Here is a 24,545-nt window from a genome sequence, read left to right on the forward strand (position 1 = left end):
GCGCGCGGTCAGTAGGTCTTGGCGATCCGGCGGGCCTTCTCCAGGTCGTCGTGGTTGTCGACCTCGACCCAGTCGACCTCGCCGATCGGCGCGACGCCGATGCGGCCGCCGCGGTTCACGAGCTCCTGGTAGCCGTCCTCGTAGTAGAGGTCGGGGTCGCGCTCCCAGGTGGCCTTGAGCGCGTCGGCCAGCGGCCCGGCGGCGGCGGGCTCGATCAGGGTGGCGCCGATGTACTCGCCGTTCGCGGTGGCGGGGTCCATGAGCTTGGTGATGGTCCTCAGGTGGCCCTCACCGTCGAGGATCACCTTCATCTCCTCGTCGGCGAGAGTTTTCACGTCGTCCACCGCCAGGAGGATGTCAGGTCCGCGGTTCGCCAATAGCGTCTTCTCGACACCCACCGGGTGGACCGTGTCGCCGTTGACCATCAGGACGCCCTTGGAGAAGTGCTCCCGAGCGAGCCACATGGAGTAGGCGTTGTTCCACTCCTCGGCCTTGTCGTTGTGGACGAGCGTCAGCGACACGCCGTACCGCTCCTCGAGGGCCGCCTTGCGGTCGCGCACCGCCTCCGCGCGGTAGCCGACGACGATCACGACGTCGGTCAGCCCGACCTCGGCGAGGTTGCCGAGGGCGATGTCGAGGATGGTGGTCTCGCCGTCCACGGGGACCAGGGCCTTGGGGAGGGTGTCGGTGTACGGCCGCAGCCTCCGGCCCGCGCCCGCCGCCAGCACCATGCCGATCATGCTTTCTTCTCCCTCTCGCCGTGGGGACCGTCCCCCACACCCCCGGACAACTTCTTCGTCAGGTCGATCGCCACTCCGCCGGCGCGGCCGTGCCGCGCCCACGTGGCGGCGCTCACTCCGCCGGACAACACGCCAAGGTAGGCCGCCAGCGCCGCGTACGCGAACGGAAGCGGCGCGAACACCCCCGCGAAGGCCGTGAACAGCATCCGGCCCTCCCAGCCGAGCCCGGCGAGGCGGGCCCACCGCGGCGGCCGGCGCCCCTGGCGGGTGCGGTAGGCGGCGTCGTAGTGGTGGAGCGCGAGAACCGTGAGCAGCACGTAGACGAGCGGCGCCGGGACTGCCCGCGCGTCCCCCAACACGGCGAGGTAACCATACTCGATCCCGCGCAGAATGGGCGGAACCAGCCAGTCCAGCCGCCCGGCGTGCGGGTTCCCGGACGCGGGCCCGGCCAGCAGCAGCACGACGAGCGGCGCGAACACCGCCGGCTCGGGCCCGAGCCGCGTTCCGGGCAGCGGCCCCGCCGCGAGCAGGACGCTCGCGGCGGCCGCCGCGAGGACGGCGAAGGGCAGCGGCGGGAGCCGCCCGCCCGACGCCCGGCCGAGGGCGTGCGACAGCGGGCCGTCGTCGCGGTACGTCCGCACGGTGGTCATGCCGCCGGCGACCTCGCCACCCGAACGCCCAGGGTCAGCGCGGCGGCGGCCGAGCCCCACGCGAGCAGGGCGGCGAACGTCAGCCGCGCGTCGGTGAGGGCGGCGGTGAGCGCGATCAGCGCGAACCGCTCGCCGAACGGCAGCCGCAGGCTCTCGGCGGCCCGCCGCGCGACCCCGCCGCGGCGGGACCGGCCGCGCCGGGACGGGCGGCGCGCGTGACGGCCCGCCGCGTACGAGGCGGAGACCGTGTGGCGGACGGACAGCAGCGCCGCCGCGCCCACCGCGAGCCACCACGCGCTCTGCCCGGGGGCCGCGGCGCCGGCCGCCAGGCCCGCGTAGACGGCGAGTTCACCGACGCGGTCGAGGACGGCGTCCGGACGGAGGGCGAACGGGTTCGCCCGGCGGGCGAGGCCGGCGCCCGCCTGCCCGAGGACGAGCGAGGCGGCCAGCAGCGGCGCCCCGGCGACCAGGCCGCCGCGCGCCCCGGCGGAGAACCACACCGCCGCCAGGCCCGCGAGCGCGAGCGAGGACGCCGACACGGCGCCGGAGGTGATCCCGCGCTCCCCGGCCCACCGGGCGACGACCGCGGCGCAGGGTCCGGTCACGTACGCGGCGACGAGGCCGCCCGGCTCGGCGCGGCCGTGCGGGAGCGCGTCCCGCGCGTCTGCTGCGTGCACGGTGTCCACGGCATCGGCGGCCTCTCGATCCGGGCGGGTGATCGCGGGATGGTCCGGTACGTTGAGCGTGACCGGCCGCTCACGCGCGGGCGCCTGATCCATCGGTGCCTCCGGGCCGGTCACACCAGCAGTGCAGTGCAAAGCGTAGTGGCTCTACCACGCAGAGTCATGGAAACCGGGAGAGATGGCGACGCGGACGGTTGCGGTGGTCCTCGCCGGCGGGGTCGGCGCGCGCATGGGCGCCGGGCGCCCGAAGCAGCTCATGGAGGTCGGCGGGCGGCCGATCCTGGCGCACGCGGTCCGCGCGTTCGACGCCCATCCGGGCATCGGCGAGGTCGTGGTCGTGATGGCGCCCGGGCATCTGCGCGAGGCCGCCGCGATCGCGGCGCCGTTCCGCAAGACGGCGGCGGTGATCGAGGGCGGCGCGACCCGGACCGCGTCCACGGCGGCGGCGCTGCGCCAGCTGGAGGACCGTCCGGACGACGTCCGCGTGCTGTTCCACGACGCGGCGCGCCCGTTCGTCGACCGCCCGGTCATCGACCGGGTGCTGGACGCGCTGGACGCCTGCGAGGCCGTCGCGGTCGGCGTGCCCTCGCCCGACACGATCGTCGTGGTCGAGGACGGGACGGTCGCCTCGATGCCGCCCCGTGAGACGCTGGCCCGGTTCCAGACGCCGCAGGGGTTCCGGCTCGGCACGATCCGCAAGGCCTACGAGCTGGCCCTCGCCGACCCGGGGCTGCGCGCCACCGACGACTGCGGGATCGTGCACCGCCACCTGCCGGACGTCCCGATCCGGGTCGTGGCGGGCAGCGAGCGCAACCTCAAGGTCACCCAGCCGCTCGACGCCGTCATCGCCGAACATCTCGCCAGCGAGGAAGCACCGTGATCTTCGAGAACACCCCCACCGTCATCGGCCACCGCGGCTTCGGCTCGGGCGAGGTCACCCCGCCGGGGGCGGCCGGGGCCGTCGCCGAGAACACGCTGCCCTCGATGCTCGCCGCGGTGGAGGCCGGCCTGTCCTGGATCGAGATCGACGTGACGCGGACCGCCGACGACGTCCTCGTCCTGCGGCACGACCCGACGACCGTGGAGGGCGACCACCTGGTCGACCTGCCCGCCACCGCGAGCGGGCTGCCGCTGCTCACCGAGATCTTCGACGCGCTGCCGGCGGACGTGGCGGTGGACGTGGACGTGAAGACCGTGCTGGAGGACGCGCTGGACGAGCCGTCCCGCCGCACCGGCGCGCTCCTGGCCCCGGTGCTGCGGCGGGAGGCGGAGCGCCGGCGGCTGCTCGTCACGTCGTTCGACCCGTCGCTGCTGATGTTCCTGCGCGAGGAGGCGCCGGGCGTCCCGCTCGGGTTGCTGACGTGGCTGCGGTTCCCGCTGTGGCACGCCGTCCCGGCCGCGGCGGGCCTCGGCATGGACGTCGTCGCCGTGCACACCGGCTCGTGCGGCATCGAGCACCCCGACACGCGGCTGCGGCCGCTGGAGCACTGCGTGGAGATCGCGCACAAGGCGGGCCTGGAGGCGATCGCCTGGTGCCCGTCGGCCGAGGCCGCCCCCACCTACGCGGAGGCCGGCTTCGACGCGATGGTGGTCAACGACGTCCCCGGAGTCCTCGCGGCCGTGCGTTGACTTGCGGCGTGTCGCCCTTTCGCGAGCGCCTATAAGGGCGACACGCCGCAAGTCGACGGGGCTCGGGGCGGGGCGTCAGGTTGGGCGGTTGCCGCCGTACATCTGCGTCCACTCGCCTGGGGGCTCGTCGTCGTCGTCCGAGCGGCCGCTCCCGGCGGGCGGCTCGGACCGGCTCTCCTCGGCGTACCGCGCCCGCGGCAGCGGAGGCGGGTTCGAGGCGGGCTGCTGGTCGGGCTGCCGGCCGTACTGCGGCGCGCCGTGCCAGGACGGGCTCTGCCCCGGCGCGGGAGGCGGCTGGGCCGCTCCCATGGGCGCCTGGCCGCCGTGCATGGGCGGCGGGCCCATCGGCGCGGGCGGCGGGCCGCCGTACCGCGGCCCCGCCGCTGCACGGGCCCTCCACCGCGACGGCGCGAGCGAGGCGACCAGGAGCGCGACGCCCAGCAGCAGGAAGATCCCGTACGGGGCGAGCGTCGTGTAGCCCTGGTAGAGGTGGCGGCCCAGCAGATCGCGTCCGGAGTGCTCGACCGCGAAGCGCGGCGACGCGAGCCAGAGGAGGCCGATCGCCGTGTAGGCGGCCCCCGGGATCAGCGAGGCGAGCGGCGACAGGCGCGACCCGGCGGCCAGGCCGACCAGCACCGCCGCCACCAGGACCAGCGCGGCGCCGATCCAGCGGTCCTCGCCGCCCCGGGTGAAGAAGTACCGGAAGTAGTCCGTGAACTTGGTCGTGCTGTACATCAGGCACAACGCGATCACCGGGGTCACCACGAGCCCGGTCAACACGCCGAGACCGTGGCGCGCTCCGTTGGACATGGCCACCTCCGAACAGCGACGGGCGGGATCCCGTCGAACCTAACGGTCAGACGGGCCGCGCACCATGGCGGTTCGGAGGTGATCGTACTTTTTTGCCCGTTACTGGATGGATTCGCCGGGTTTGACCGGAGCGGGCTGGCCGAGCCGCGGCGGGCTGGTCAGGAATCCGACGCCCCAGGTCATGTGCATGGTGGCGAAGACGAGCGGGAGCCGGATCCAGGCGGCCGCGGGCAGCCCGCGCCCCTCCACGGCGGCGCCGACGATCATCGCGGCCGCGTACCCGCCGGGCAGGATCCACCCGGGCCAGACCCCGAACGCCCCCGCGACCACGCCCGCCGCCATCGCCACGACGGCGATCGGCGGCGCGAGGTAGCGCAGGTTGAGCGTGCCCTGGTGCTCGCGCCCGACGACGCGCCGCCAGCGCCCGGTGTGGAAGTACTGCTTGGCGAGGGCCCGCAGGTTGGGGCGGGGCCGGTAGGTCACGCGCATGCGGGGCGTGAAGTAGATCCGGCCGCCGGACTGCCGGATGCGGTGGTTCATCTCCCAGTCCTGCGCGCGGGTGAACGTCTCGTCGTAGCCGCCGACGCGGTCGAGCGCGCTGCGGCGGAACGTCCCGAGGTAGACCGTCTCCACCTCGCCCGCCTCGCCGCCGGTGTGGAAGCGGGCGTTGCCGACGCCGAGCTTGGAGGTCATCGCGCGCGCGACGGCCTTCTCGAACGGGGTGACGCCCTCGGCCGCCATGATCCCGCCGACGTTGTCGGCGCCGGTCTCCTCCATCGTCTCGACGGCGGAGCGCACGTAGTCGGCGGGCAGCAGGGAGTGCCCGTCCACCCGGACGATGATCGAGTACTGCGAGGCCTTGATCGCGATGTTGAGGCCCTGCGGGGTGCGCCCCGTCGGGTTCGCGACGACGATGACGCGGGCGTCCTCGGCGGCCAGCTTGCGGGCGATCTCCTCGGTGCGGTCGCGGGACGGCCCGATGGCGAGCACGAGCTCCAGCTCGCCCGGGTAGTCCTGGCTGAGGATGCGGCGCACGGCGTCGGTCAGGTGGCGCTCCTCGTTGAGGACCGGCATCACCACCGAGACGGCGGGCCACGTGCGCTGACCGGAGTCGGGAAGGGGCTTCACGGCGTAGCGGGTTTCCTGGTTCATGGCGCGCTGGGCATGGGGAGACGAATTCATGTGGGCTCGCGGGCGCACCCGTCCGGCGGACCGTAGGGACGCGCCCCTTCCTCTCTCTTGCTCGCTTGTCTGACGCAGCCCACGCCACCCAGGTTTGCGTGCGGGCCGCCGGGGTGTGGTCAAGACGGCGCCACGTTACTGCAAGGACACGAGGTCCAGGTAGCGAACGGACGGGTGTCCCCCACTTTAGAGTGGTGTGGACTCGCGTCAGCACGTGATCTTCGGGAGGCGGCGGCCGGCATGGCAGACGGGCACGACTCGGGTCGCGGCGACGCCGACCCCCTTGAGCGCTATTTCCGGCCGCGTCCCGGGGCCCACGCGGCCGAGGACGAGGGCGACATCGAGGGCGTGACCATCGACGGGATGCCGGCGCCGCGCGTCCCGGTGGAGAGCCCGCGCGGCCCGCGCCGGCCCGGCCGGGGGCTGAGCCCGCGGGCGGCGACGAGCGCGCGGCGGCAGAAGCGCTTCCTCACCCTGACCGGTACGGCCTCGGCGTTCGTGCTGCTGACCTCGGGCGGGGCGTGGGCGTTCCAGAACTACGTCACCGGGATGATCGACAAGGTGTCGGTCGGCGGGCTCGGCAAGGGCAAGGACACGCCGAAGGGCGCCATGACCATCCTGGTCGCGGGCGTCGACCGGCGCGAGGGCCTGACGAAGGAGCAGCAGAAGGCGGCCAAGCTCGGGCACGAGGCGGGCGAGCGCTCCGACACGATGCTGCTGGTGCACGTGTCCCGCGACCACGACAGCGTGTCGGTCGTGAGCCTGCCCCGCGACTCCTACGTGACGATCCCGGGGCACAGGTCGAACGGGTCGGAGGGCGCCAAGGGGACGCGGGTCCCGGCCCGTCCGGGCAAGCTCACCTGGGCCTACCAGTTCGGCGGGCCCGACCTCACCGTCAGCACGGTCAAGCAGGCCACCGGCGTGTCGATCGACCACTACGTCGAGGTGAACTTCTACGGGTTCGTGCGCATGGTCGACGCGATCGGCGGCGTGGACGTGTGCACCGAGCAGGCCGTCGACGACAAGAAGAGCGGCCTGCGGCTCCCGGCGGGCAAGTCGCACGTGGACGGCCTGAAGGCGCTGGCGTTCGCCCGCGCCCGCTACTCCCTGACGGGCGGCAGCGACCTCGGGCGCATCGACCGGCAGCAGCAGTTCATGGCGGCGATGATGAAGCAGGCGCTGTCGACGAAGACGCTCGGCGACCCGGTGAAGTCCACGAAGTTCCTCAACGCCTCGCTGAAGTCGCTGCGCGTCGACGAGAAGCTGGCCGACAACCTGCCGGGCCTCGCCGACCAGATGAAGAACCTGTCGACCGACGACGTCACGTTCGCGAAGGTGCCGCTGTCGAACCCGGCCTACGACGCCGTGCTGTGGAACGCGCCGTCCGCGCAGTCGACCGTCCAGTGGGACCAGCACAAGGCGCGCGACCTGTTCACCCGGCTCCGCCGCGACCAGCCGCTCGCGACGCAGAGCCCGAAGCCGAGCGCCACGCCGACGAAGAAGTCCGAGGACGCGCTGACGGTGCCGCCGGACGACATCTCCGTCCGCGTCCTGAACGCGATCGGTACCCGGGGCCTCGCCACCAAGGCGGGCGGCGAGCTCCGCAAGGCCGGCTTCAAGGTGTCCGTCGCGCCGGGCGTGGCGCGGCGCGGGCAGCAGACGACGCAGATCCTGTACGGGCCCGGACGGGAGGACTCGGCCAAAACCCTCGCCGCCGCGATCCCGGACGCCAAGCGCAAGAAGGTCTCCTCGCTCGGCTCCCAGGTGCAGGTGATGGTCGGCGCCGACTGGGGCGGCGCCGACTGGGCGGGCGTGAAGGAGGTCGAGGTGAAGGAGTCGCCGAGCGCGGCGCCGTCAGAGGGGTCCGCCCTCGAGACGGGCACGGCCACCCAGAAGCTCTGCGGCTGAGCGGGCGCGTCCCGCCCCCGCCCCTTCTAGAATGTTCTTCTAGTCGAGAGCGGGGAGGAAGCAGCATGGGTGAGGACGTGCCGGCCGAATCGTTCTACGAGCCGCTCGGCGGCGGGCGCTTCGCCTCCACACCCGCGACGGCCGGCCCCTGGTCGCCGGGCCTCCAGCACGGCGGGCCGTTCTCGGCCCTCATCGGGCGGGCCTTCGAGCGGCACGACCCCGTCCCCGGCACCCGGCTGGCACGGGTGACCGTCGAGATCCTCAGCCCCGTCCCCGTGGCGGAGCTGGAGGTCGGCGTGCGCACGGTCCGCCCCGGCCGCAGGGTCGCCTTCCTCGAAGGCGAGATCACGCACGAGGGGCGTCCGGTCGCCCGCGCGAGCGCCTGGCGGATCATGGCGGCCCCCGCCCGCCTGGAGCCGGTCGTGCACGCCCCGGCGCCCCCGGACCTGTCCGGGACGCCGGAGACGTTCGGCGAGTGGGCGGGCATGCACCGGGACGGCTACCTGTCCGCGATGGAGTGGCGGCTCGTCCGCGGCGCCTTCGGCGAGCCCGGCCCGGGGACGGTCTGGGCGCGGCCGCGGATCCCGCTGGTGGCGGGCGAGGCCGACACGCCCCTGGTCCGCGCGCTGACGCTCGCCGACAGCGCGTCCGGCGTCGGCAGCCAGCTCGACGTGGCCGAGTGGCTGATCATCAACACCGACGTGACCGTCGCGCTGCACCGCGACCCCGTGGGCGAGTGGCTGTGCCTCGCCGCGTCCCTGGACGCCGCCCCGGGCGGCAGCGCGCTCTGCCAGGGGACGCTCGCCGACCGCTCCGGCGAGCTCGGCCGCGTCCTGCAGACCCTGCTCGTGGACGAGCGGCCGCGCGGCTGAACACGGCCAGCGGAGCTTGATCATGACTCTCTGTCGCCATTCTGCTACGGTAAGTAGCGCCCGGGCGACAGAGAGCACAGAGAGCAGAGTTCCCACCTCGTCAGGAGTGCAGAGATGTCCACAAGGATTCTCGGCTTGCTCACCACGACCGCCGCCGTCTCGATGGCGCTCAGCGGCGGCGTCGCCGCGGCGAGCGTCGCCCGCAACGCGCCTCCGCCGGCCCCGCCGCAGGCGAACGCCCAGTCCGGCCATCCGGCGTCCGACCCGGCACCGGACCAGAACGCGGCCGCGAACGCCGAGCCGAAGCCGAACACCGCACCGCAGCAGAACAGCGCGCCGGAGCAGCAGGCCGCGGCGCCCGAGTCGCCGCCGAAGGGCAGGTCCGAGGCCAAGGACGGCACCGACCTGAAGGCCTGCGAGGACGCGGAGTGCCAGGTCGAGATCAAGGACCGTCAGACCATCAAGTTCGACCGCAAGCTCGGGATGGACCCGCTGCACGTCAGGCTCGACGGCAACCGGGTGACGTTCTCCTCGCGCGGCCGCAACGGCGTGATGGTCGCCTCGATGGACGCGTCGTGGCCCCGCGCCACCACCACCTACAACGGCCTCACCCTGCGCCCGCACCGCGCCAAGAACGGTGCCATGATCCTCGACGTCTCGCACGACTGAGCCGGCCCGGCGCACGGCGCCGGAACCGAGGGGCGGGCCGCACGGCCCGCCCCTCCGTCGTGCCGCCGCGTGCTATTTCAGGAGCTGGCGGGCCATGACCATGCGCTGGATCTGGTTGGTGCCCTCGTAGATCTGGGTGATCTTGGCGTCGCGCATCATCCGCTCCACCGGGAAGTCCCGCGTGTACCCGTACCCGCCCAGCAACTGCACCGCGTCGGTCGTCACGTCCATCGCCACATCCGAGGCCAGCGCCTTGCACGCCGACGACACGAACGTCAGGTCCGGCACCCGCTCCCCCGCCATCGCCCGCTCGGACTTGACCGCCGCGTGATACGTCAACTGCCGCGCCCCCTCCAGCCGCATCGCCATGTCCGCCAGCATGAACTGCACACCCTGGAAATCAGCGATCGCCTTGCCGAACTGCCGCCGCTGCTTCACATACCCCACCGCGAAGTCCAGCGCCCCCTGCGCGATCCCCAGCGCCTGCGCCGCGATCGTGATCCGCGTATGGTCCAACGTCGCCAGCGCCGTCTTGAACCCCGTCCCCTCCGCACCGATCATCCGATCCGCCGGAACCCGCACACCCTCCAGCACCACCTGACGCGTCGGCGACCCCTTGATCCCCAGCTTGCGCTCCTTGGGCCCGAACGACACCCCCGCGTCCTGCTCGGAGTCCACCACGAACGCCGAGATCCCCCGCGCCCCCGCCGAAGGATCGGTCACCGCCATCACCGTGTAGAACCGCGACACCCCCGCATTGGTGATCCACATCTTGGTCCCGTTCAGAACCCACCCATCACCCTCACGCACCGCACGCGTCTTCATCCCCGCCGCGTCCGACCCCGCCTCGGCCTCCGACAACGCATACGAGAACATCGCCTCCCCACGCGCCACCGGCCCCAGAAACCGCTCCTTCAACCCCTCCGACCCCGCCAGCAGAACCGGCACCGTCCCCAGCTTGTTCACCGCCGGAATCAACGAAGAAGAAGCGCACACCCGCGCCACCTCCTCGATCACCACCACCGTCGCCAGCGCATCGGCCCCCGCACCCCCGTACGATTCGGGCACGTGCACCGCATGCAGATCGCCGGCCACCAACGCGTCCAACGCCTCCTGCGGGAACCGCGACTCCTCATCCACCTCCGCCGCGAAAGGAGCGATCTTGGCCTCGGCCAGCTCACGCACCGAGCTCCGCAGCAGCTCATGCTCCTCAGACGGCGCGTACGTGGGAAAGTCAGCACTCATGGCGCCGATGCTACCGGCCAGTAGGCAGTGGCGGCCGACGCGGGTACCCGCCCGCGGCGGGCACGTGTCCAGTAAGGCCGCCGGTCGGCGGCAGCGAACGGAGAGGAGCGGGCCTTGTCCCACCGGCTGACGGTCATCGGCACCGGTTACCTCGGCGCGACCCACGCGGCCTGCATGGCCGATCTGGGTTTCGAGGTACTGGGTCTCGACGTGGACGAGGAGAAGATCGCGCGGCTCTCGGCCGGCGACCTGCCCGTGTACGAGCCGGGCCTCGAACCCGTGCTGCGCAGGGGGCTGGAGACCGGGCGGCTGCGCTTCACCACGTCCTACGAGGAGGTCGCGGAGTTCGGCGACGTCCACTTCCTGTGCGTGGGGACCCCGCAGAAGGCCGGGGAGTACGCGGCCGACATGACCTACGTGGACGGCGCGGTCGCGTCGCTGGCGCCGCTGCTGGAGCGGCCCTGCCTGGTCGTCGGCAAGTCGACCGTCCCGGTCGGGACGGCCGCGCGGCTCGGCGAGGCGCTCGCCAAGGCGGCGCCGGCGGGCGGGGACGCCGTGCTCGCCTGGAACCCCGAGTTCCTGCGCGAGGGCTTCGCCGTCCAGGACACCATGCACCCCGACCGGATCGTGGCCGGGCTGCCCGCCGACCCCGGCGCCGCCGAGCACGCCGAGAAGGTGCTCCGCGAGGTCTACCGGACGATGATCGCCGAGGGGACGCCCTTCATCACCGCCGACTTCCCCACCGCCGAGCTGGTCAAGGTGTCGGCGAACGCGTTCCTCGCCACCAAGATCTCGTTCATCAACGCGATGGCGGAGGTCTGCGAGGCCGCGCACGCGGATGTGACGAAGCTCTCGGAGGCGCTGTCCTACGACGACCGGATCGGCGGCAAGTTCCTCGGCCCGGGGCTGGGGTTCGGCGGCGGCTGCCTGCCGAAGGACATCCGGGCCTTCATGGCCCGGGCGGGCGAGCTCGGCGCCGACCAGGCGCTGACCTTCCTGCGCGAGGTCGACGAGATCAACATCCGCCGCCGGATCCGCATGGTGGACCTCGCCCGGCAGTTGCTCGGCGGCTCCTTCGCCGGGCGGACGGTCGGCGTCCTCGGCGCCGCGTTCAAGCCGAACTCCGACGACGTGCGCGACTCGCCCGCGCTGGACGTGGCCGCCTCCATCCGCGCCCAGGGCGCCCGGGTGACCGTCTACGACCCGCAGGCCATGCGCAACGCGCGCCGCGCCCAGCCGACGCTGGAGTACGGCGAGTCGGCGATGTCGGCCGTCCAGGACGCGCACGCCGTCCTGCTGCTGACCGAGTGGGCGGAGTTCCGGGACATGAACCCGGCCACGGTCGCCGGGGTCGTGGCGGAGCGCAACATCGTGGACGGGCGCAACGCGCTCGACCCCGAGCGGTGGCGCGCGGCCGGGTGGAACTACCGGGCCCTCGGGCGCCCGTGACGCGGGGCTGAAGACGCGGAACTAAAGCGGCCGCGGGCGGCGTTGTGGCGGGCATGAGCGCTGACTTCGCCGACCAGGCCGTGATCCGCCGCCTGCTGAACGAGTCGAGGACGTGGGCCTTCGTCGGCCTCGGGGACAACCCGGAGCGGGAGGTCCACACCCAGGCCCGGCTGATGCAGCAGCGCGGGAAGCGGATCATCCCCGTGCACCCGGAGGCGCGCGAGGTGCTCGGCGAGAAGGGGTACGCCTCCCTCGCCGACGTCCCGGACGCCTCCGAGGTGGACGTGGTGGGCGTCTACCGCCGAGCCGAGCACGCCGGGCAGGCGGTGGACGAGGCGATCGCGGCGGGCGCGAAGGCGGTGTGGCTGCCGCTCCAAGTGATCGACGAGGCGGCGGCCCGGCGCGCCAGGGACGCCGGGCTCGACGTCGTCATGGACCGCTGCCCCGCCGTGGAGTGGGCCCTGCGGCGCTGACCGGCCCCGGCCGGCCGGGCGGCCGGGCGGCGGCGGCCGTCCGTCAGAGCCGCTCTCGCAGCCGGGCGCCCTTCGCCTTGGCCTCCCCGTAGAGGTGCCGCTGGAACACCGCCATCTTGGCCCGCAGGTCGTCGTCGTAGGCGGCCAGGATCCGGACGGCCAGCAGCCCGGCGTTGCGGGCCGCGCCGACCGCCACCGTCGCGACGGGGACGCCCGCGGGCATCTGCACGATCGAGAGCAGCGAGTCCATCCCGTCCAGGTACTTCAGCGGGACGGGCACGCCGATCACCGGCAGCGGCGTCACCGAGGCCAGCATGCCCGGCAGGTGCGCGGCGCCGCCCGCCCCCGCGATGATCACGCGGAGGCCGCGGGCCGCCGCGCCCTCCCCGTAGGCGATCATGTCGTGCGGCATGCGGTGCGCGGACACCACGTCGGCCTCGTAGGGGACGCCGAACTCCTCCAGCGCCCTCGCCGCGCCCTCCATCACGGGCCAGTCCGAGTCGCTCCCCATCACCACGCCGACGACCGGGTCGCTCACGCGCGCCTCCCCCTCGTACTCGCTCACCGCTCGGTCCCTCACCGGGCACGATCCTTCATGGCCGGGCCCCAGCGCAGGTAGTCGGCGGCGTGCCGGGCGCGCTCGCGGACCTCGGCGAGGTCGGCGCCGAGCGCGGTCACGTGGCCGATCTTGCGGCCCGGGCGGGACTCCTTGCCGTACATGTGCACCTTGACGCCGGGGTCGTGGGCCATCACGTGGATGTAGCGGGGGTAGACGTCCGGGTCGTCGCCGCCGAGGACGTTGGCCATGACCGTGTACGGGGCGGTGGGCTCGGTGGAGCCGAGCGGCAGGTCGAGGACGGCGCGCAGGTGCTGCTCGAACTGCGACGTCCGCGCGCCCTCGATCGTCCAGTGCCCGGAGTTGTGCGGGCGCATGGCGAGCTCGTTCACCAGCAGCCCCGCGTCCGTCTCGAAGAGCTCGACGGCCAGGAGGCCGACGACGCCCAGCTCCTCCGCGACGCGCAGGGCGAGGCTCTGCGCCTCGGCGGCGAGGTCCTTCGGCAGGCCGGGGGCGGGCGAGATCACCTCGGTGCAGATCCCGCCCTCCTGGACGGTCTCCACGATCGGGTACGCGGCGCCCTGCCCGTACGGGGAGCGCGCGACGAGCGCGGCCAGCTCGCGCCCGAAGGCGACGTGCTGCTCCACCATCAGGTCGACGCCCTCGGCCTGGAGCCGGTCGGCGACCTCCGCCTCCGCGGGATCGCCGACGACCCAGACGCCCTTGCCGTCGTAGCCGCCGCGCGTGGACTTCAGGACCAGCGGCCAGCCGTGCTCGCGGCCGAACGCCTCCAGGAACGCCCCTGGCTCGGGCGACGGGACGGGCGCGTAGGCGGGGCAGGGAACGCCGAGCCCGCTCAGGCGCTCGCGCATGACGAGCTTGTCCTGGGCGTGGGCGAGGGCGGCCGACCCGGGCCGGCACGGGACGCCGGTGGCCTCCAGCTTCTGGATGTGCGGCCCCGGGACGTGCTCGTGGTCGAACGTCACCACGTCGCAGCCCTGGGCGAAGGCCAGCAGGTCGTCGAGGGCGCGGTCGTTGCCGACCCGCACGTCCGAGACGACTCGGGCCGCCGACTCGCCGGAGGCCCCGGCGAGGACGCGCAGCGGCACGCCGAGCGCGATCGCGGCCTGCTGGGTCATCCTCGCGAGCTGCCCTCCGCCCGCCATCCCGACCACGGGCATGTCACGAACCTTCACGTCGAAAGGCTATCGGGCGGGCGGGGCGAACGAACCACGCGGTACCCGCGTCGAAGGCTGCGTGGGGAGAGGGCGGGAGGGGAGCACCGGCGGAGTGTGGGCGGCCCGCCAATGGGCACGGACCCGGGGTGAGCGCGGACCGTTCATGTTCCGGCGTCCCGGGGGCCACGGACGTCTATCCTCGTGGTGCCTCCCCCGCAGTCGCCGGCCGCCGGCCGCGCCCCGCAGTGCAAGCCCGGAAGGACGGTTTCCCTACGTGAGCCTGGTCGCCAGAATCCACCGGCGGTTCGCGCACCTCATGCGCGAGCTGGCCCAGTTCGGCAGCGTGGGCGCCATCGCGTTCGTCATCACGTTCGCGATCGGCAACGGCCTGCACACCGGCCTGGGGGTGGGCCCGCTCACGTCCAACGGCGTCGCCGCGGTGGTCGCGACGACGTTCTCCTACCTGGCCAACCGCTACTGGACGTTCCGGCACCGCGACCGCACCGGCCTCGGCCGCGAGTACGTCCTGTTCTTCGCGCTGAACGGCGTCGGCCTGGTGATCACTGAGCTGTTCATCGGCTTCTCGCACTACGTCCTCGGGCTGGACGGCGCCGTCTTCTACAACATCGCGCTGGTCATCGGCACCGCGGTCGCGACGCTGTTCCGCTTCTGGTCCTACAAGAAGTGGGTGTTCCTGCCGGCGAGCGCGCCGCACGTCGACCCCGCGTCCGGGCTGCCCGAGGCCCCCGCCCAGGCCTCCGCCGAGCCCGCCGCCGAGGGCACCGGCGCGACCCGCGCCCCCGGCCCCGCCCCGGAGCGCGCGACCCCGGTGCGGCGCCCCCTCGACCGCGCCGCCGAGGACTACGCCGAGATCTGACCGGCGCCGGGCCCTCAGGCGGGGCCCATGACCACGCGTTCGGCGGCCAGCCGGACCTCGGCGGCCTGCCGCAGGAAGACCCCGAAGACCGCCGGGCGGGACTGGATCAGCTCCAGGCGCCCGCCGTCCACCACCGCCAGGGACCGGGCCAGGTAGAGGCCGAGGCCGGTGCCGCGGCCGCCGGAGACGCTGCGCTCGAAGATGCGGGGCTCCAGCTCGGACGGGATCCCCTCCCCCTCGTCGCCGACCTCGACCACCACCGAGCTCGCGCCCGGCTTGGTGTGGATGGTCACGATGCCGGCGCCGTGCGTCAGCGAGTTCTCCAGAAGCGTGGCGACGATCTGGGAGAGGCCCTCGGGGTGGGTCATGCCGACGAGGCCCTGCTCGCCGATGATCCGCACGTCCCGTCCGGCCTTGCGGAAGCTCGGCCGCCACTCCTCGACCTGCTGCGCGATGATCTCGTCGATCGGGGACGGCACGGCGCCGCCGGTCCGGTCGTGGCGGGCGCGGGCGAGCAGCTGCTCGACGACCGCGACGAGCCGCTCGGCCTGCGCGACCGCCGCCGCCCCCTCCTCCCGGACGACGTCCGGGTAGTCGGCGGCGTCGATCATCTCTTCCAGCCGCATCGACAGCGCGGTCAGCGGGGTGCGGAGCTGGTGGCTGGCGTCGGCGGCGAACTCGCGGCTGGCGACCAGCAGGTCGGTGATGCGGACGGCGGAGCGGTCTAACACCTCGGCGACCCGGTCGACCTCGGGTATGCCGTAGCGGCGCGGGCGCGGCCGGGCGTTGCCGCTGCCGAGCCGGTCGGCGGTCTCGGCGAGGTCGATCAGCGGCAGCGTCAGCCTGCGGGCCTGCACCATCGCCAGCCCGACCGCGACGGCCACGCCGAGCAGGGCGAGGCTGCCGACGAGCAGGAGCAGCCGCAGCGCGGCGTCGCGGACCCGCGCCTCCGGGCGCGACACCCGCACCCTGACCCGGCCGTGCACCGCCGTCGCCGACAGCACGCGACCGCGCCGCTGCGGCCCGGCGGTGATCGTCCGGCCGTCCGGCAGGGTGATCGACACATGCCGGCCCGGGTACTCGCGGGCGAGGACCGCGGGGGTCACCGGCTGGCGCGCCTCCAGGCTGTAGCCGACGCCGCCGGCGATGGAGGACGCCTCCCGGTCGAGCGACCGGCCGGCCTCCTCGTAGACGAGCTTGTGCGCGGCGTAGGCGAGGGGTATGCCGAGCAGGAGCAGCGCGACCACCGCCACCGCGAGCGTCGACAGGAGCAGTCGGCGCCTCATCAGGGCTCCTTCAGGGGTGGGGCCGCGGACCGTGCGGCACGCGCCCCGGGGGCCTCTCGGGAAGGCCCCCGGCGTCCCGCCGGCCGCGGCTGCCGGTGCTAGTCGCCGCGCTCGAACCGGAAGCCGACGCCCCGCACCGTGGTGATGTAGCGGGGACTGCCGGCGTCGTCGCCGAGCTTGCGGCGCAGCCAGGAAATATGCATGTCGAGGGTCTTGGTGGAACCCCACCAGTTGGTGTCCCACACCTCGCGCATGATCTGTTCGCGGGTCACGACCTTGCCCGCGTCCCGCACGAGGACGCGCAGCAGGTCGAACTCCTTCGTGGTGAGCTGCAGCTCCTGCTCGCCCATCCAGGCGCGGCGCGACTCGGCGTCGATCCGCACCCCCTGGACGATCGGAGTCTCGGTGCTGCCCCGGCGCAGCAGAGCGCGCACCCGCGCGAGCAGCTCTGCCAACCGGAACGGCTTGGTCACGTAGTCGTCGGCGCCCGCGTCCAGCCCGACGACGGTGTCGACCTCGTCGGCACGCGCGGTCAGGATCAGGATGGGGACGCCGTGCCCCTCGGCCCGCACCCGGCGGGCCACCTCAAGGCCGTCCAGCTCGGGAAGGCCGAGATCGAGGACGATCAGGTCCACGCCGCCCCCGAGCGCCCGCTCCAGCGCCTGAGGGCCGTCGGGGCTGACTTCGACGGTGTACCCCTCGCGACGCAGCGCGCGGGCGAGAGGCTCGGAGATGGACGTGTCGTCCTCGGCGAGCAGTACTGAGGTCATGAACCGATCGTATGACCATTCTTGACCTTTGCTCGGCTACCGCCGCGCTCTTGACCTGCGGTTTGCCACTCGTAGTACATCCACGAACACCGTATTTCAGGCATGATCGGGATGTAGGCCGCATCACACCCGCCAGCCGGGGGCCCCGGCCAGGTCGAGGACGGCGACCGAGGCGCCCGGCAGCACCACCGAGGCCGTTCCGGAATCGCCGAGGCCGCCCGGGTCGAGGCGAATCGCCGGATCCGACGCGATCAGCAGCCCCGGGGCGGCGGCGCCGGGACCGGGCACCGGAACCAGGACGGGCCGGTCACCGAGGTTCGCCGCCACGCACACCGCGCCGCGCCGGACGGTCAGCCACCGCGCCGCGACGTCGTCCGCCGCGCCGCCCGCCCCGTCGTGCGTCGTGACCGCCGTCGCGGTCAGCCGGGGGTCGTTCAGCTCGGGCCGCGAACGGCGCAGCGCGATCAGTTCGCGGTGCCATCCGAGCAGGTCGGCGTGCGGCGGCCGGTCGGGTTCGGCCCAGTCGAGGACGGACCGGCGGAAAGTTTCCACAGCCTGTGGATCGGGAACTTCGCCGCTCCAGCCGTGCCGGGAGAACTCGCGCCGCCGCCCCTCGCTGACCGCCCGCGCCAGCTCAGGATCCTGGTGGTCGGTGAAGTAGCACCACGGCGTCGTGGCGCCCCATTCCTCACCCATGAAAAGCATGGGGGTGAAAGGCGCGAGCAGAAGCAGCGCCGCGCCGACTCTGAGCAGGCCCGGGGACGGCAGGAGGGCGCCGATGCGGTCGCCCGCCGCGCGGTTCCCCACCTGGTCGTGATTCTGCAGGAAACCGAGGAACCTGTGCGCGGGCGTCTCGCGGACATTCACCGGGCGGCCGTGATGCCGTCCCCGGTAGGTCGACATGGTGCCGTCGTGCACGAAGGCTCTGGTGAAGGCCTTTTTCAACGTTTCCAGAGAGCCGAAGTCGCAGTAGTAGCCCTGTCTCTCACCTGTGAGCGCGGCGTGCAGGGCGTGATGGAAGTCGTCGCTCCACTGGGCGTCCAACCCGTACCCGCCCGCCTCTCTGGACGTCACCAGGCGCGGGTCGTTCAGGTCCGATTCGGCGATGAGGAACAGTTCCCGGCCGAGGTGGGCCGAAAGCGCCGCCACGGCGCGTCCCAACTCTTCAAGGAGATGCACCGCGCCGTGGTCGGTGATGGCGTGGACGGCGTCGAGGCGCAGCCCGTCGAAGTGGTAGTCGCGCAACCACATCAGCGCGTTCTGGACGACGAACGCGCGGACCTCGTCCGACCCTTCCTGGTCGAAGTTCACGGCGTCGCCCCAAGGGGTGGCATGGGCACTCGTGAAGTACGGGCCGAAGCTTCCCAGGCGGTTCCCGTCCGGTCCCAGATGGTTGTAGACGACGTCCAGGACTACGGCCAGACCCCGCGCATGGGCGGCGTCCACGAAACGCTTCAGGCCGTCCGGCCCGCCGTAGGGTTCGTGCGGCGCCCAGAGGTGAACACCGTCGTAACCCCAGCCGTGGTGACCAGGGAAGGACGCGACCGGCAGCAGTTCCACGGCGTCTATGCCGAGCGCCACCAGGTGGTCGAGGCGCTCGATCGCCGCGTCGAACGTGCCCTCGGGCGTGAACGTGCCCACGTGCATCTCGTACAGGACGCTTCCGGCGAGCGGGCGGCCGTGCCAGTGCTCGTCGGTCCAGATGAACCGTCCATGGTCGTAGACGCGGCTCTGACCGTGGACGCCATGGGGCTGCCAGGGCGAGCGGGGGTCGGGCAGCACTTCGTCCGCCCCGTCCAAGACGAACCCGTAGTCGGTCCCTTGGGAGGCGTCCGCGACTTCGGCCTCCCACCATCCGGAAGACCCCGATCCGGAAGACCGCGATCCGGAAGACCGCGCCTCCATGGCGTGCCGGGCGCCGCCGGCCTCGACGTCCACGCGGCCGGCGGCCGGGGCCCACACCTCGAAACGCGCGCTCACCGATCGATCTCCCGGGGGACGAGCAGCGCGACGGGAAGGTGCTCGAACACGCGCGAGGCGTCCAGGATCGGGCCCATGTGCGTGCAGCCGGTCAGGACGTCCCGCCAGCCCTGGCGGCGGACGTCCACGCGCGTCCCCTCCCAGCCGCCGCGGCGCTCCAGGCCCACGGGGAGCCGGGTCGCGAGCGCGACGGCCTCGCCCCGGGCGAACCCCACGACGTGGTCGGCGGCGGGCCCGCGCGCGGTGATCGGCTCGTGCCGCGAACCGGGCCCGAACCACTCCGGGTGGGACCGGCGCAGCCGCAGCGCCCGGGACGTGAGCAGCAGCTTCTCGTCGTCCACCTCCTTCGGCTGACGCCCGGTGTCGAGCCGGAACAGGTGCTCGCGGCGCCGCCCGTAGTCGACCGGGCGCCGGTTGTCGGGGTCGACCAGCGACAGGCCCGTCATCTCGCATCCCTGGTAGACGTCCGGGACGCCCGGCATCGCCAGCTGGACGAGCTTCTGCCCGAGCGTGTTCACGCGGGCGTACGGGGTCAGCCTCGCGACGAACGACGTCATGTCGGTCACCAGGTCCGGATCGGCCAGGACACCGCGCGCGTACTCGATGACGGCCTCCTCGTAGCCGGGATCCTGTTCGGCCCAGGAGGTGCGCGTCTTGGCCTCGCGCATCGCCTTGGTGAGGAACTCCTCCAGCCTTCCGATGGTGAGCGGCCACGCACCCACGAGCGTCTGCCAGAACAGGTATTCCAGGTCCGGTTCCATGGGTGACGTGCCGGAACCCCAGTTCCGCCACCGGTCCACCGATTCGGCCCACTCGGCGGGCAGTTCCGACAGCACCGCCAGCCAGGCCCGCACGTCCTCCTCGCGCTTGGTGTCGTGCGTGGACAGCGTCGTCATCGTCAACGGCCAGTCGCGGGCGAGCCGGATGCAGAACGCGTGGAAGTCCGGCTGGCTGACGCTGAACCGGCCCGGCGCGCCGCCGACCTCGTTCAGCGCGGCCATGCGGTTCCAGCGGTAGAACGCCGTGTCCTCCACGCCCTTGGCGGCGAGCGGAGACGACGTCTGCTGGAACCTCACGATGAACTCGGCGTCGGTGCGCTCACCGCGTCCGAGGGCCAGGTCCACGATGACGTCGAGGTCGCCGTGCATGTCCTCCGGCAGGTGCGCCCGCGCCCGGCGGGCGGCCTCCTCCACGACGTCCACGGCCTGCTGGGGAGCGTCCTCCCCGGGCACGACGTACGCGCGGTAGACGGGCATCGAGACCAGCAGCTCGACCAGCGCCCTCTCCAGGCCGGGGCGGCGCTCGCCCACGACCCGGTCGAGGACGCGCTGGAGCCGCTCGATCTCGGGTCTGAGGCCGTGCGCGGCGGCGTGCGCCCGGGCGTCGCGCTCGACCTCCTCGAAGCCGGACGGGTTGCCCGTGAGCGACACGTAGTAGTCCGTCAGCGGCCGCTCCCCGGCGGGGTCGAGGAACAGCCCGCCGATCATGCCGAGCGCGTCGTAGCCGGTGGTGCCCGCGCACGGCCAGTCCGGCGGCAGCCGCTCCTCCCCCTCGGTGATCTTCTCGACGAGCAGCCAGCGGTCCGGCGCCGCCTCGGCGAGCCGCCGCAGGTAGCCGCGCGGGTCGGCGAGCCCGTCGGGGTGGTCGACGCGCAGCCCGTCCACCAGGCCGTCCCTGACCAGGTTCAGCAGCAGCGCGTGCGTGCGCTCGAAGACCTCCGCGTCCTCCTGCCGCAGCCCGATCAGGCCGGAGATGTCGAAGAAGCGCCGGTAGTTGGGCTCGCCCTCGCCGGGCGGCACGAGCCGCCCGGCGCCGGCCTCCCAGTCGACGTCGAACCACCGGGCGAACCGCGACCGCGGCCCCTCCGCCAGCACGTCGGCGAAGGGCAGGTTCAGCCCGGCAGGCTCCGGGATCGCCATGTGGTTGGGGACGACGTCCACCAGCACCCGCAGCCCGTGCGCCCGGAACCGGGTCACCATGGCGCCGAACGCCTCGGGCCCGCCCAGCTCCTCCGACAGCCGGGAGTGGTCGACGACGTCGTAGCCGTGCGTGGAACCCGGCGCGGCCTGAAGGACCGGCGACAGGTAGACGTGCGAGACGCCGAGGGCCGACAGGTAGGGGGCCAGCGCCGCGGCGTCGGCGAATCCGAAGTGCTCCTCGGGCGTCCCGCGGAGCTGGAGGCGGTAGGTGCCGGTCGGCGGCGCGGCGAGGGCGTCCTCCTCCGGGACACCGCCGTCCACGCGTTCGGATGTCTCCGCCCGTTCGGGCCGGTGGTCCTCGGACACGGTTTCCTCGGGGGGCTGGGTGACGGGTGTCGGTTCCTCGGGGACGGGCTCGGCCTGCATCGCGTATCCCTGCCTCAGACCCGGCGCATGACCTGGACGGAGCGGGCGGCCACCGGCACGTTCTCGCGCGACTTCACGACGGGCGACTCCTCCTCGGCGAGCAGCGGGTCGGCGGTGTCGAGCACCTTCGTCCACATCTCCCCGTACAGCACGGGCGGAAGCGCGAACGGCAGGTCCCCCTCGTGAGCGTTGATCAGCAGCAGGAACGAGGCGTCCCTGACCTGCCGCCCGCGCCGGTCCGGTTCGCCGATCGCGTCCCCGTTCAGGAACACGGTCAGCGACTTGTTGAAACCGGCGGACCAGTCGCGGCCGGTCATCTCCGCCCCGCCGGGGGTGAACCAGACGAGGTCGGGCAGGTCCTCGGGCCTCGCGCCCGCGCGGGTGCGCTTGGAGCTCTCGTCGCCGCCGCTGAAGAAGCGGCGCCGGCGGAACACCGGATGCTCGGTGCGCAGCGCCGACAGGCGGCGGACGAAGTCGAGCAGCGGGCCGCGCTCGTCGAAGAACGTGTCGTCGCGCAGGCCCGTCCAGTCGACCCAGGACAGCTCGCTGTCCTGGCAGTAGGCGTTGTTGTTGCCGCCCTGTGTCCGCCCCAGCTCGTCGCCGTGCAGGAGCATCGGCACGCCCTGCGACAGGAACAGCGTGGTGAGGAAGTTGCGCTTCTGCCGCTCGCGCAGCGAGATGATGTCCAGGTCGCCGGTCTCGCCCTCGTGGCCGCAGTTCCACGACCGGTTGTCGCAGGTGCCGTCCCGGTTCCCCTCCCCGTTGGCCTCGTTGTGCTTGCCGTCGTAGGACACGAGGTCGTGCAGCGTGAAGCCGTCATGGCAGGTCACGAAGTTGATCGAGGCGATGGGGCGGCGGCCGTCGTCGGCGTACAGGTCGGACGAGCCCGTCAGCCGCGAGGCGAAGTCGGGCAGCGTGCCCGGCTGCCCGCGCCAGTAGTCGCGCGTCGCGTCCCGGTACTGGCCGTTCCACTCCGTCCACAGCGGCGGGAAGTTGCCGACCTGGTAGCCGCCCTCCCCCACGTCCCACGGCTCGGCGATCAGCTTGACCTGCGAGACCACCGGGTCCTGCTGGACGAGGTCGAAGAACGCCGACAGCCGGTCCACCGCGTGCAGCTCGCGGGCCAGCGTCGCGGCGAGGTCGAAGCGGAACCCGTCCACGTGCATCTCCGTCACCCAGAACCGCAGCGAGTCCATGATCAGCTGCAGGACGTGGGGGCTGCGCATCAGCAGGCTGTTGCCGGTGCCCGTGGTGTCCATGTAGTAACGGCCGTCGTCCTCCGTGAGCCGGTAGTAGGAGGCGTTGTCGAGGCCGCGGAACGACAGCGTCGGGCCGAGGTGGTTGCCCTCGGCGGTGTGGTTGTAGACGACGTCCAGGATCACCTCGATCCCGGCCTCGTGCAGCGACTTCACCATCGCCTTGAACTCCAGCGCCTGCTCGCCGCGCTGGCCGGACGAGGAGTACTCGTTGTGCGGCGCGAAGAAGCCGATGGTGTTGTAGCCCCAGTAGTTGCGCAGGCCGCGGCTCGTCAGCGCGTCGTCGTGGACGAACTGGTGGACGGGCATGAGCTCGACCGCCGTCACCCCGATCGAGCGCAGATGATCGGTGATCACCGGGTGGCCGAGCGCCGCGTACGTGCCGCGCATCGCCGGCGGGATCTCCGGATGCCGGGCGGTGAGCCCCTTGACGTGCGCCTCGTAGATCACCGTCTCGTGGTAGGGGGTGCGGGGCGGGCGGTCGTCACCCCAGTCGAAGTACGGGCTGACCACCACCGACCGCATCGTGTGGCGCGCCGAGTCGGCGTCGTTGCGCGACCATGGATCTCCGAAGTTGTACCCGAAGCACGCCTCGTCCCAGTCGACCTGCCCCTCGATGGCCTGCGCGTAGGGGTCGAGCAGCAGCTTCGCGGGGTTGCAGCGCAGGCCGCGCGGAGGATCGTAGGGCCCGTGCACGCGGAACCCGTACCGGCGTCCCGGCATGACGCCCGGCAGGTAGCCGTGCCACACGAAGGCGTCCACCTCCGGCAGCGTCAGCCGCGTCTCCTCGCCGTCGCCCGCCGGCCCGTCGAAGAGGCACAGCTCCACCTTCTCGGCCACCTCGGAGAAGACGGCGAAGTTCGTCCCCGCACCGTCGAACCGGGCCCCCAGGGGGTAGGCGTCACCCGGCCAAACCTGAGCCAATTGTTCCGCCCTTCGTCGAGTGCGGCGCCGTGGCGCCCGACCGCGCACGTACCGGGGGCCGCACCCCGGGAGCCTTTCCCCCTGGGGGATGGATCACACCGATCGGGACCCCACTGGCCAGATCGGACATTCGTAGGTTACGTTAGGGGAGCCTTACCTTAATGAGGGCGCCCTTACCGGCGCCGGTGGGCACGCTGCGAAGAGGACGAGCCGCACGGAAGGTCTTCCACCGGAATGTACGTCTGCATCTGCAACGCCGTCACAGAGGACGACGTTCACGGCTGCATGGCGAGCGGTTGCACGACGGCCAAGGCCGTCAAGGCGGCCTGCGGCTTCAAGCCCGGCTGCGGCCTGTGCACCAAACGCATCCACACGATGGTCAGCGAGTACCGCGCCTCCATGACCCTGGCGGACGCCCTGCTCGGCGGAAACGATCCCGCGTCCACGACCGCCGCCTGAGCACGCCCTCCCCACGCCCCTTCCTCACGGTCCGTTTCGGCACGGGAACGCGCTGTGTGTGATCAGGTACTGTCCCGGATCCGCTCCGGCATGGAAGCATGGGGCCATGGAAGGCGACAACGACATCATCGCTCTGCTGAACGAGCAGCTCACCGCCGAACTCACGGCGATCAACCAGTACTTCCTGCATTCGAAGATGCAGGAGAACTGGGGCTTCACCCGCATCGCCAAGCACACCCGCGACGAGTCCTTCGACGAGATGCGGCACGCGGAGCGGCTCACCGACCGGATCCTGTTCCTGGAGGGCCTGCCGAACTACCAGAAGCTCGGCACCCTGCGCATCGGGCAGACCATCGTCGAGCAGCTCAAGGCGGACCTGGAGATCGAGATGGAGGCCGTGGCCCGGCTGCGGCCCGGCATCGAGCTGATGCGCTCGCGCGGAGACGTCACCTCCGCACGGATCTTCGAGGACATCCTCGCCGACGAGGAGGAGCACATCGACTACCTGGAGACCGAGCTGAGCCTCGTCCAGGCCCTCGGCGAGCAGAACTACCTGCAGCGCCTCACCGACTCGCCCGGCGAGGGCGGCCCGAGCCCCGTCTGA

23 protein-coding genes are annotated in these 24,545 nt (G+C 72.6%); 10 read left to right on the top strand and 13 right to left on the bottom strand.

Annotation, left to right across the window (positions count from 1 at the left end):
• Positions 1-8 precede the first annotated feature (8 nt).
• The 3 genes from BKA00_RS22890 to BKA00_RS39985 are packed head-to-tail and all read right to left on the bottom strand — an operon-like array spanning position 9 to position 2,169.
• Positions 9-740, bottom strand: a complete 732-nt coding sequence (locus BKA00_RS22890; RefSeq protein ID WP_185028133.1) for a phosphocholine cytidylyltransferase family protein — start codon at positions 738-740, stop codon at positions 9-11.
• Positions 737-1,390, bottom strand: coding sequence for a DUF5941 domain-containing protein (locus BKA00_RS39980; RefSeq protein WP_185028135.1), 654 nt, complete (start codon positions 1,388-1,390; stop codon positions 737-739). Before BKA00_RS39980 ends, BKA00_RS22890 begins: the two co-directional genes overlap by 4 nt.
• The gene (locus BKA00_RS39985) at positions 1,387-2,169 is read right to left on the bottom strand and encodes a DUF5941 domain-containing protein (RefSeq protein WP_185028137.1); all 783 of its coding nucleotides are present in this window, start codon (positions 2,167-2,169) and stop codon (positions 1,387-1,389) included. The genes BKA00_RS39980 and BKA00_RS39985 overlap by 4 nt, the downstream gene beginning before the upstream one ends.
• 82 nt (positions 2,170-2,251) lie before the next feature.
• Between BKA00_RS39985 and ispD the strand changes: the two genes are divergently transcribed.
• Both ispD and BKA00_RS22910 read left to right on the top strand, forming a co-directional pair.
• The gene (gene ispD / locus BKA00_RS22905; RefSeq protein ID WP_185028139.1) at positions 2,252-2,953 is read left to right on the top strand and encodes a 2-C-methyl-D-erythritol 4-phosphate cytidylyltransferase; all 702 of its coding nucleotides are present in this window, start codon (positions 2,252-2,254) and stop codon (positions 2,951-2,953) included.
• Positions 2,950-3,702 (top strand): glycerophosphodiester phosphodiesterase, encoded by a 753-nt coding sequence (locus BKA00_RS22910; protein WP_185028141.1) that lies wholly within the window; start codon positions 2,950-2,952, stop codon positions 3,700-3,702. The genes ispD and BKA00_RS22910 overlap by 4 nt, the downstream gene beginning before the upstream one ends.
• Positions 3,703-3,777: 75 nt before the next feature.
• Here BKA00_RS22910 and BKA00_RS22915 read toward each other — a convergent pair whose 3' ends face one another.
• Together BKA00_RS22915 and BKA00_RS22920 are read right to left on the bottom strand one after the other, a co-directional pair.
• On the bottom strand, positions 3,778-4,512 hold the full coding sequence (locus tag BKA00_RS22915) for a hypothetical protein (RefSeq protein WP_185028143.1): 735 nt from the start codon (positions 4,510-4,512) through the stop codon (positions 3,778-3,780).
• A 99-nt stretch (positions 4,513-4,611) separates the two neighbouring features.
• The gene (locus BKA00_RS22920) at positions 4,612-5,664 is read right to left on the bottom strand and encodes a glycosyltransferase family 2 protein (protein WP_185028145.1); all 1,053 of its coding nucleotides are present in this window, start codon (positions 5,662-5,664) and stop codon (positions 4,612-4,614) included.
• 270 nt (positions 5,665-5,934) lie between these two features.
• Here BKA00_RS22920 and BKA00_RS22925 point away from each other — a divergent pair, with 270 nt between their 5' ends.
• The 3 genes from BKA00_RS22925 (at position 5,935) to BKA00_RS22935 (ending at position 9,143) form a co-directional block, all read left to right on the top strand.
• Positions 5,935-7,602, top strand: a complete 1,668-nt coding sequence (locus BKA00_RS22925) for an LCP family protein (RefSeq protein WP_185028147.1) — start codon at positions 5,935-5,937, stop codon at positions 7,600-7,602.
• A gap of 65 nt (positions 7,603-7,667) precedes the next feature.
• Positions 7,668-8,474: a thioesterase family protein gene (locus BKA00_RS22930; RefSeq protein ID WP_185028149.1), complete on the top strand. Its 807-nt coding sequence runs from the start codon at positions 7,668-7,670 to the stop codon at positions 8,472-8,474.
• A 114-nt stretch (positions 8,475-8,588) separates the two neighbouring features.
• Entirely contained in the window at positions 8,589-9,143 is a 555-nt protein-coding gene (locus BKA00_RS22935) for a hypothetical protein (protein ID WP_185028151.1), read from the top strand.
• Positions 9,144-9,215: 72 nt separating this feature from the next.
• On the opposite strand, the gene BKA00_RS22940 is transcribed toward BKA00_RS22935, so the two are convergent.
• On the bottom strand, positions 9,216-10,388 hold the full coding sequence (locus BKA00_RS22940; protein WP_185028153.1) for an acyl-CoA dehydrogenase family protein: 1,173 nt from the start codon (positions 10,386-10,388) through the stop codon (positions 9,216-9,218).
• Between the two features lie 114 nt (positions 10,389-10,502).
• Between BKA00_RS22940 and BKA00_RS22945 the strand changes: the two genes are divergently transcribed.
• Together BKA00_RS22945 and BKA00_RS22950 are read left to right on the top strand one after the other, a co-directional pair.
• Entirely contained in the window at positions 10,503-11,837 is a 1,335-nt protein-coding gene (locus BKA00_RS22945; protein WP_185028155.1) for a UDP-glucose dehydrogenase family protein, read from the top strand.
• Positions 11,838-11,890: 53 nt separating this feature from the next.
• Positions 11,891-12,310: a CoA-binding protein gene (locus BKA00_RS22950; protein WP_185028157.1), complete on the top strand. Its 420-nt coding sequence runs from the start codon at positions 11,891-11,893 to the stop codon at positions 12,308-12,310.
• A gap of 43 nt (positions 12,311-12,353) precedes the next feature.
• On the opposite strand, the gene purE is transcribed toward BKA00_RS22950, so the two are convergent.
• Both purE and BKA00_RS22960 read right to left on the bottom strand, forming a co-directional pair.
• Positions 12,354-12,821: a 5-(carboxyamino)imidazole ribonucleotide mutase gene (purE, locus tag BKA00_RS22955; protein ID WP_185034651.1), complete on the bottom strand. Its 468-nt coding sequence runs from the start codon at positions 12,819-12,821 to the stop codon at positions 12,354-12,356.
• 65 nt (positions 12,822-12,886) lie between these two features.
• A complete protein-coding gene (locus BKA00_RS22960; RefSeq protein ID WP_185034653.1) occupies positions 12,887-14,047 on the bottom strand; it encodes a 5-(carboxyamino)imidazole ribonucleotide synthase in 1,161 nt (386 codons plus the stop codon).
• A gap of 271 nt (positions 14,048-14,318) precedes the next feature.
• Here BKA00_RS22960 and BKA00_RS22965 point away from each other — a divergent pair, with 271 nt between their 5' ends.
• The gene (locus BKA00_RS22965; RefSeq protein WP_230298898.1) at positions 14,319-14,921 is read left to right on the top strand and encodes a GtrA family protein; all 603 of its coding nucleotides are present in this window, start codon (positions 14,319-14,321) and stop codon (positions 14,919-14,921) included.
• A 14-nt stretch (positions 14,922-14,935) separates the two neighbouring features.
• Here BKA00_RS22965 and BKA00_RS22970 read toward each other — a convergent pair whose 3' ends face one another.
• The 5 genes from BKA00_RS22970 to glgX form a co-directional block, all read right to left on the bottom strand.
• A complete protein-coding gene (locus tag BKA00_RS22970; protein ID WP_185028161.1) occupies positions 14,936-16,207 on the bottom strand; it encodes an ATP-binding protein in 1,272 nt (423 codons plus the stop codon).
• 98 nt (positions 16,208-16,305) lie between these two features.
• Complete coding sequence (locus BKA00_RS22975) at positions 16,306-16,977, bottom strand: response regulator transcription factor (protein ID WP_026402549.1); 672 nt, start codon at positions 16,975-16,977, stop codon at positions 16,306-16,308.
• A 123-nt stretch (positions 16,978-17,100) separates the two neighbouring features.
• Positions 17,101-18,957, bottom strand: coding sequence for a malto-oligosyltrehalose trehalohydrolase (gene treZ / locus BKA00_RS22980; protein WP_230298899.1), 1,857 nt, complete (start codon positions 18,955-18,957; stop codon positions 17,101-17,103).
• Entirely contained in the window at positions 18,954-21,302 is a 2,349-nt protein-coding gene (gene treY, locus BKA00_RS22985; RefSeq protein WP_185028164.1) for a malto-oligosyltrehalose synthase, read from the bottom strand. Before treY ends, treZ begins: the two co-directional genes overlap by 4 nt.
• A gap of 14 nt (positions 21,303-21,316) precedes the next feature.
• A complete protein-coding gene (gene glgX / locus BKA00_RS22990) occupies positions 21,317-23,482 on the bottom strand; it encodes a glycogen debranching protein GlgX (RefSeq protein ID WP_185028166.1) in 2,166 nt (721 codons plus the stop codon).
• Between the two features lie 234 nt (positions 23,483-23,716).
• Here glgX and BKA00_RS22995 point away from each other — a divergent pair, with 234 nt between their 5' ends.
• Together BKA00_RS22995 and bfr are read left to right on the top strand one after the other, a co-directional pair.
• On the top strand, positions 23,717-23,941 hold the full coding sequence (locus tag BKA00_RS22995; protein WP_185028168.1) for a (2Fe-2S)-binding protein: 225 nt from the start codon (positions 23,717-23,719) through the stop codon (positions 23,939-23,941).
• Positions 23,942-24,047: 106 nt separating this feature from the next.
• The gene (bfr, locus tag BKA00_RS23000) at positions 24,048-24,545 is read left to right on the top strand and encodes a bacterioferritin (protein ID WP_141581003.1); all 498 of its coding nucleotides are present in this window, start codon (positions 24,048-24,050) and stop codon (positions 24,543-24,545) included.

This window comes from Actinomadura coerulea, assembly GCF_014208105.1.
Classification (GTDB): domain Bacteria; phylum Actinomycetota; class Actinomycetes; order Streptosporangiales; family Streptosporangiaceae; genus Spirillospora; species Spirillospora coerulea.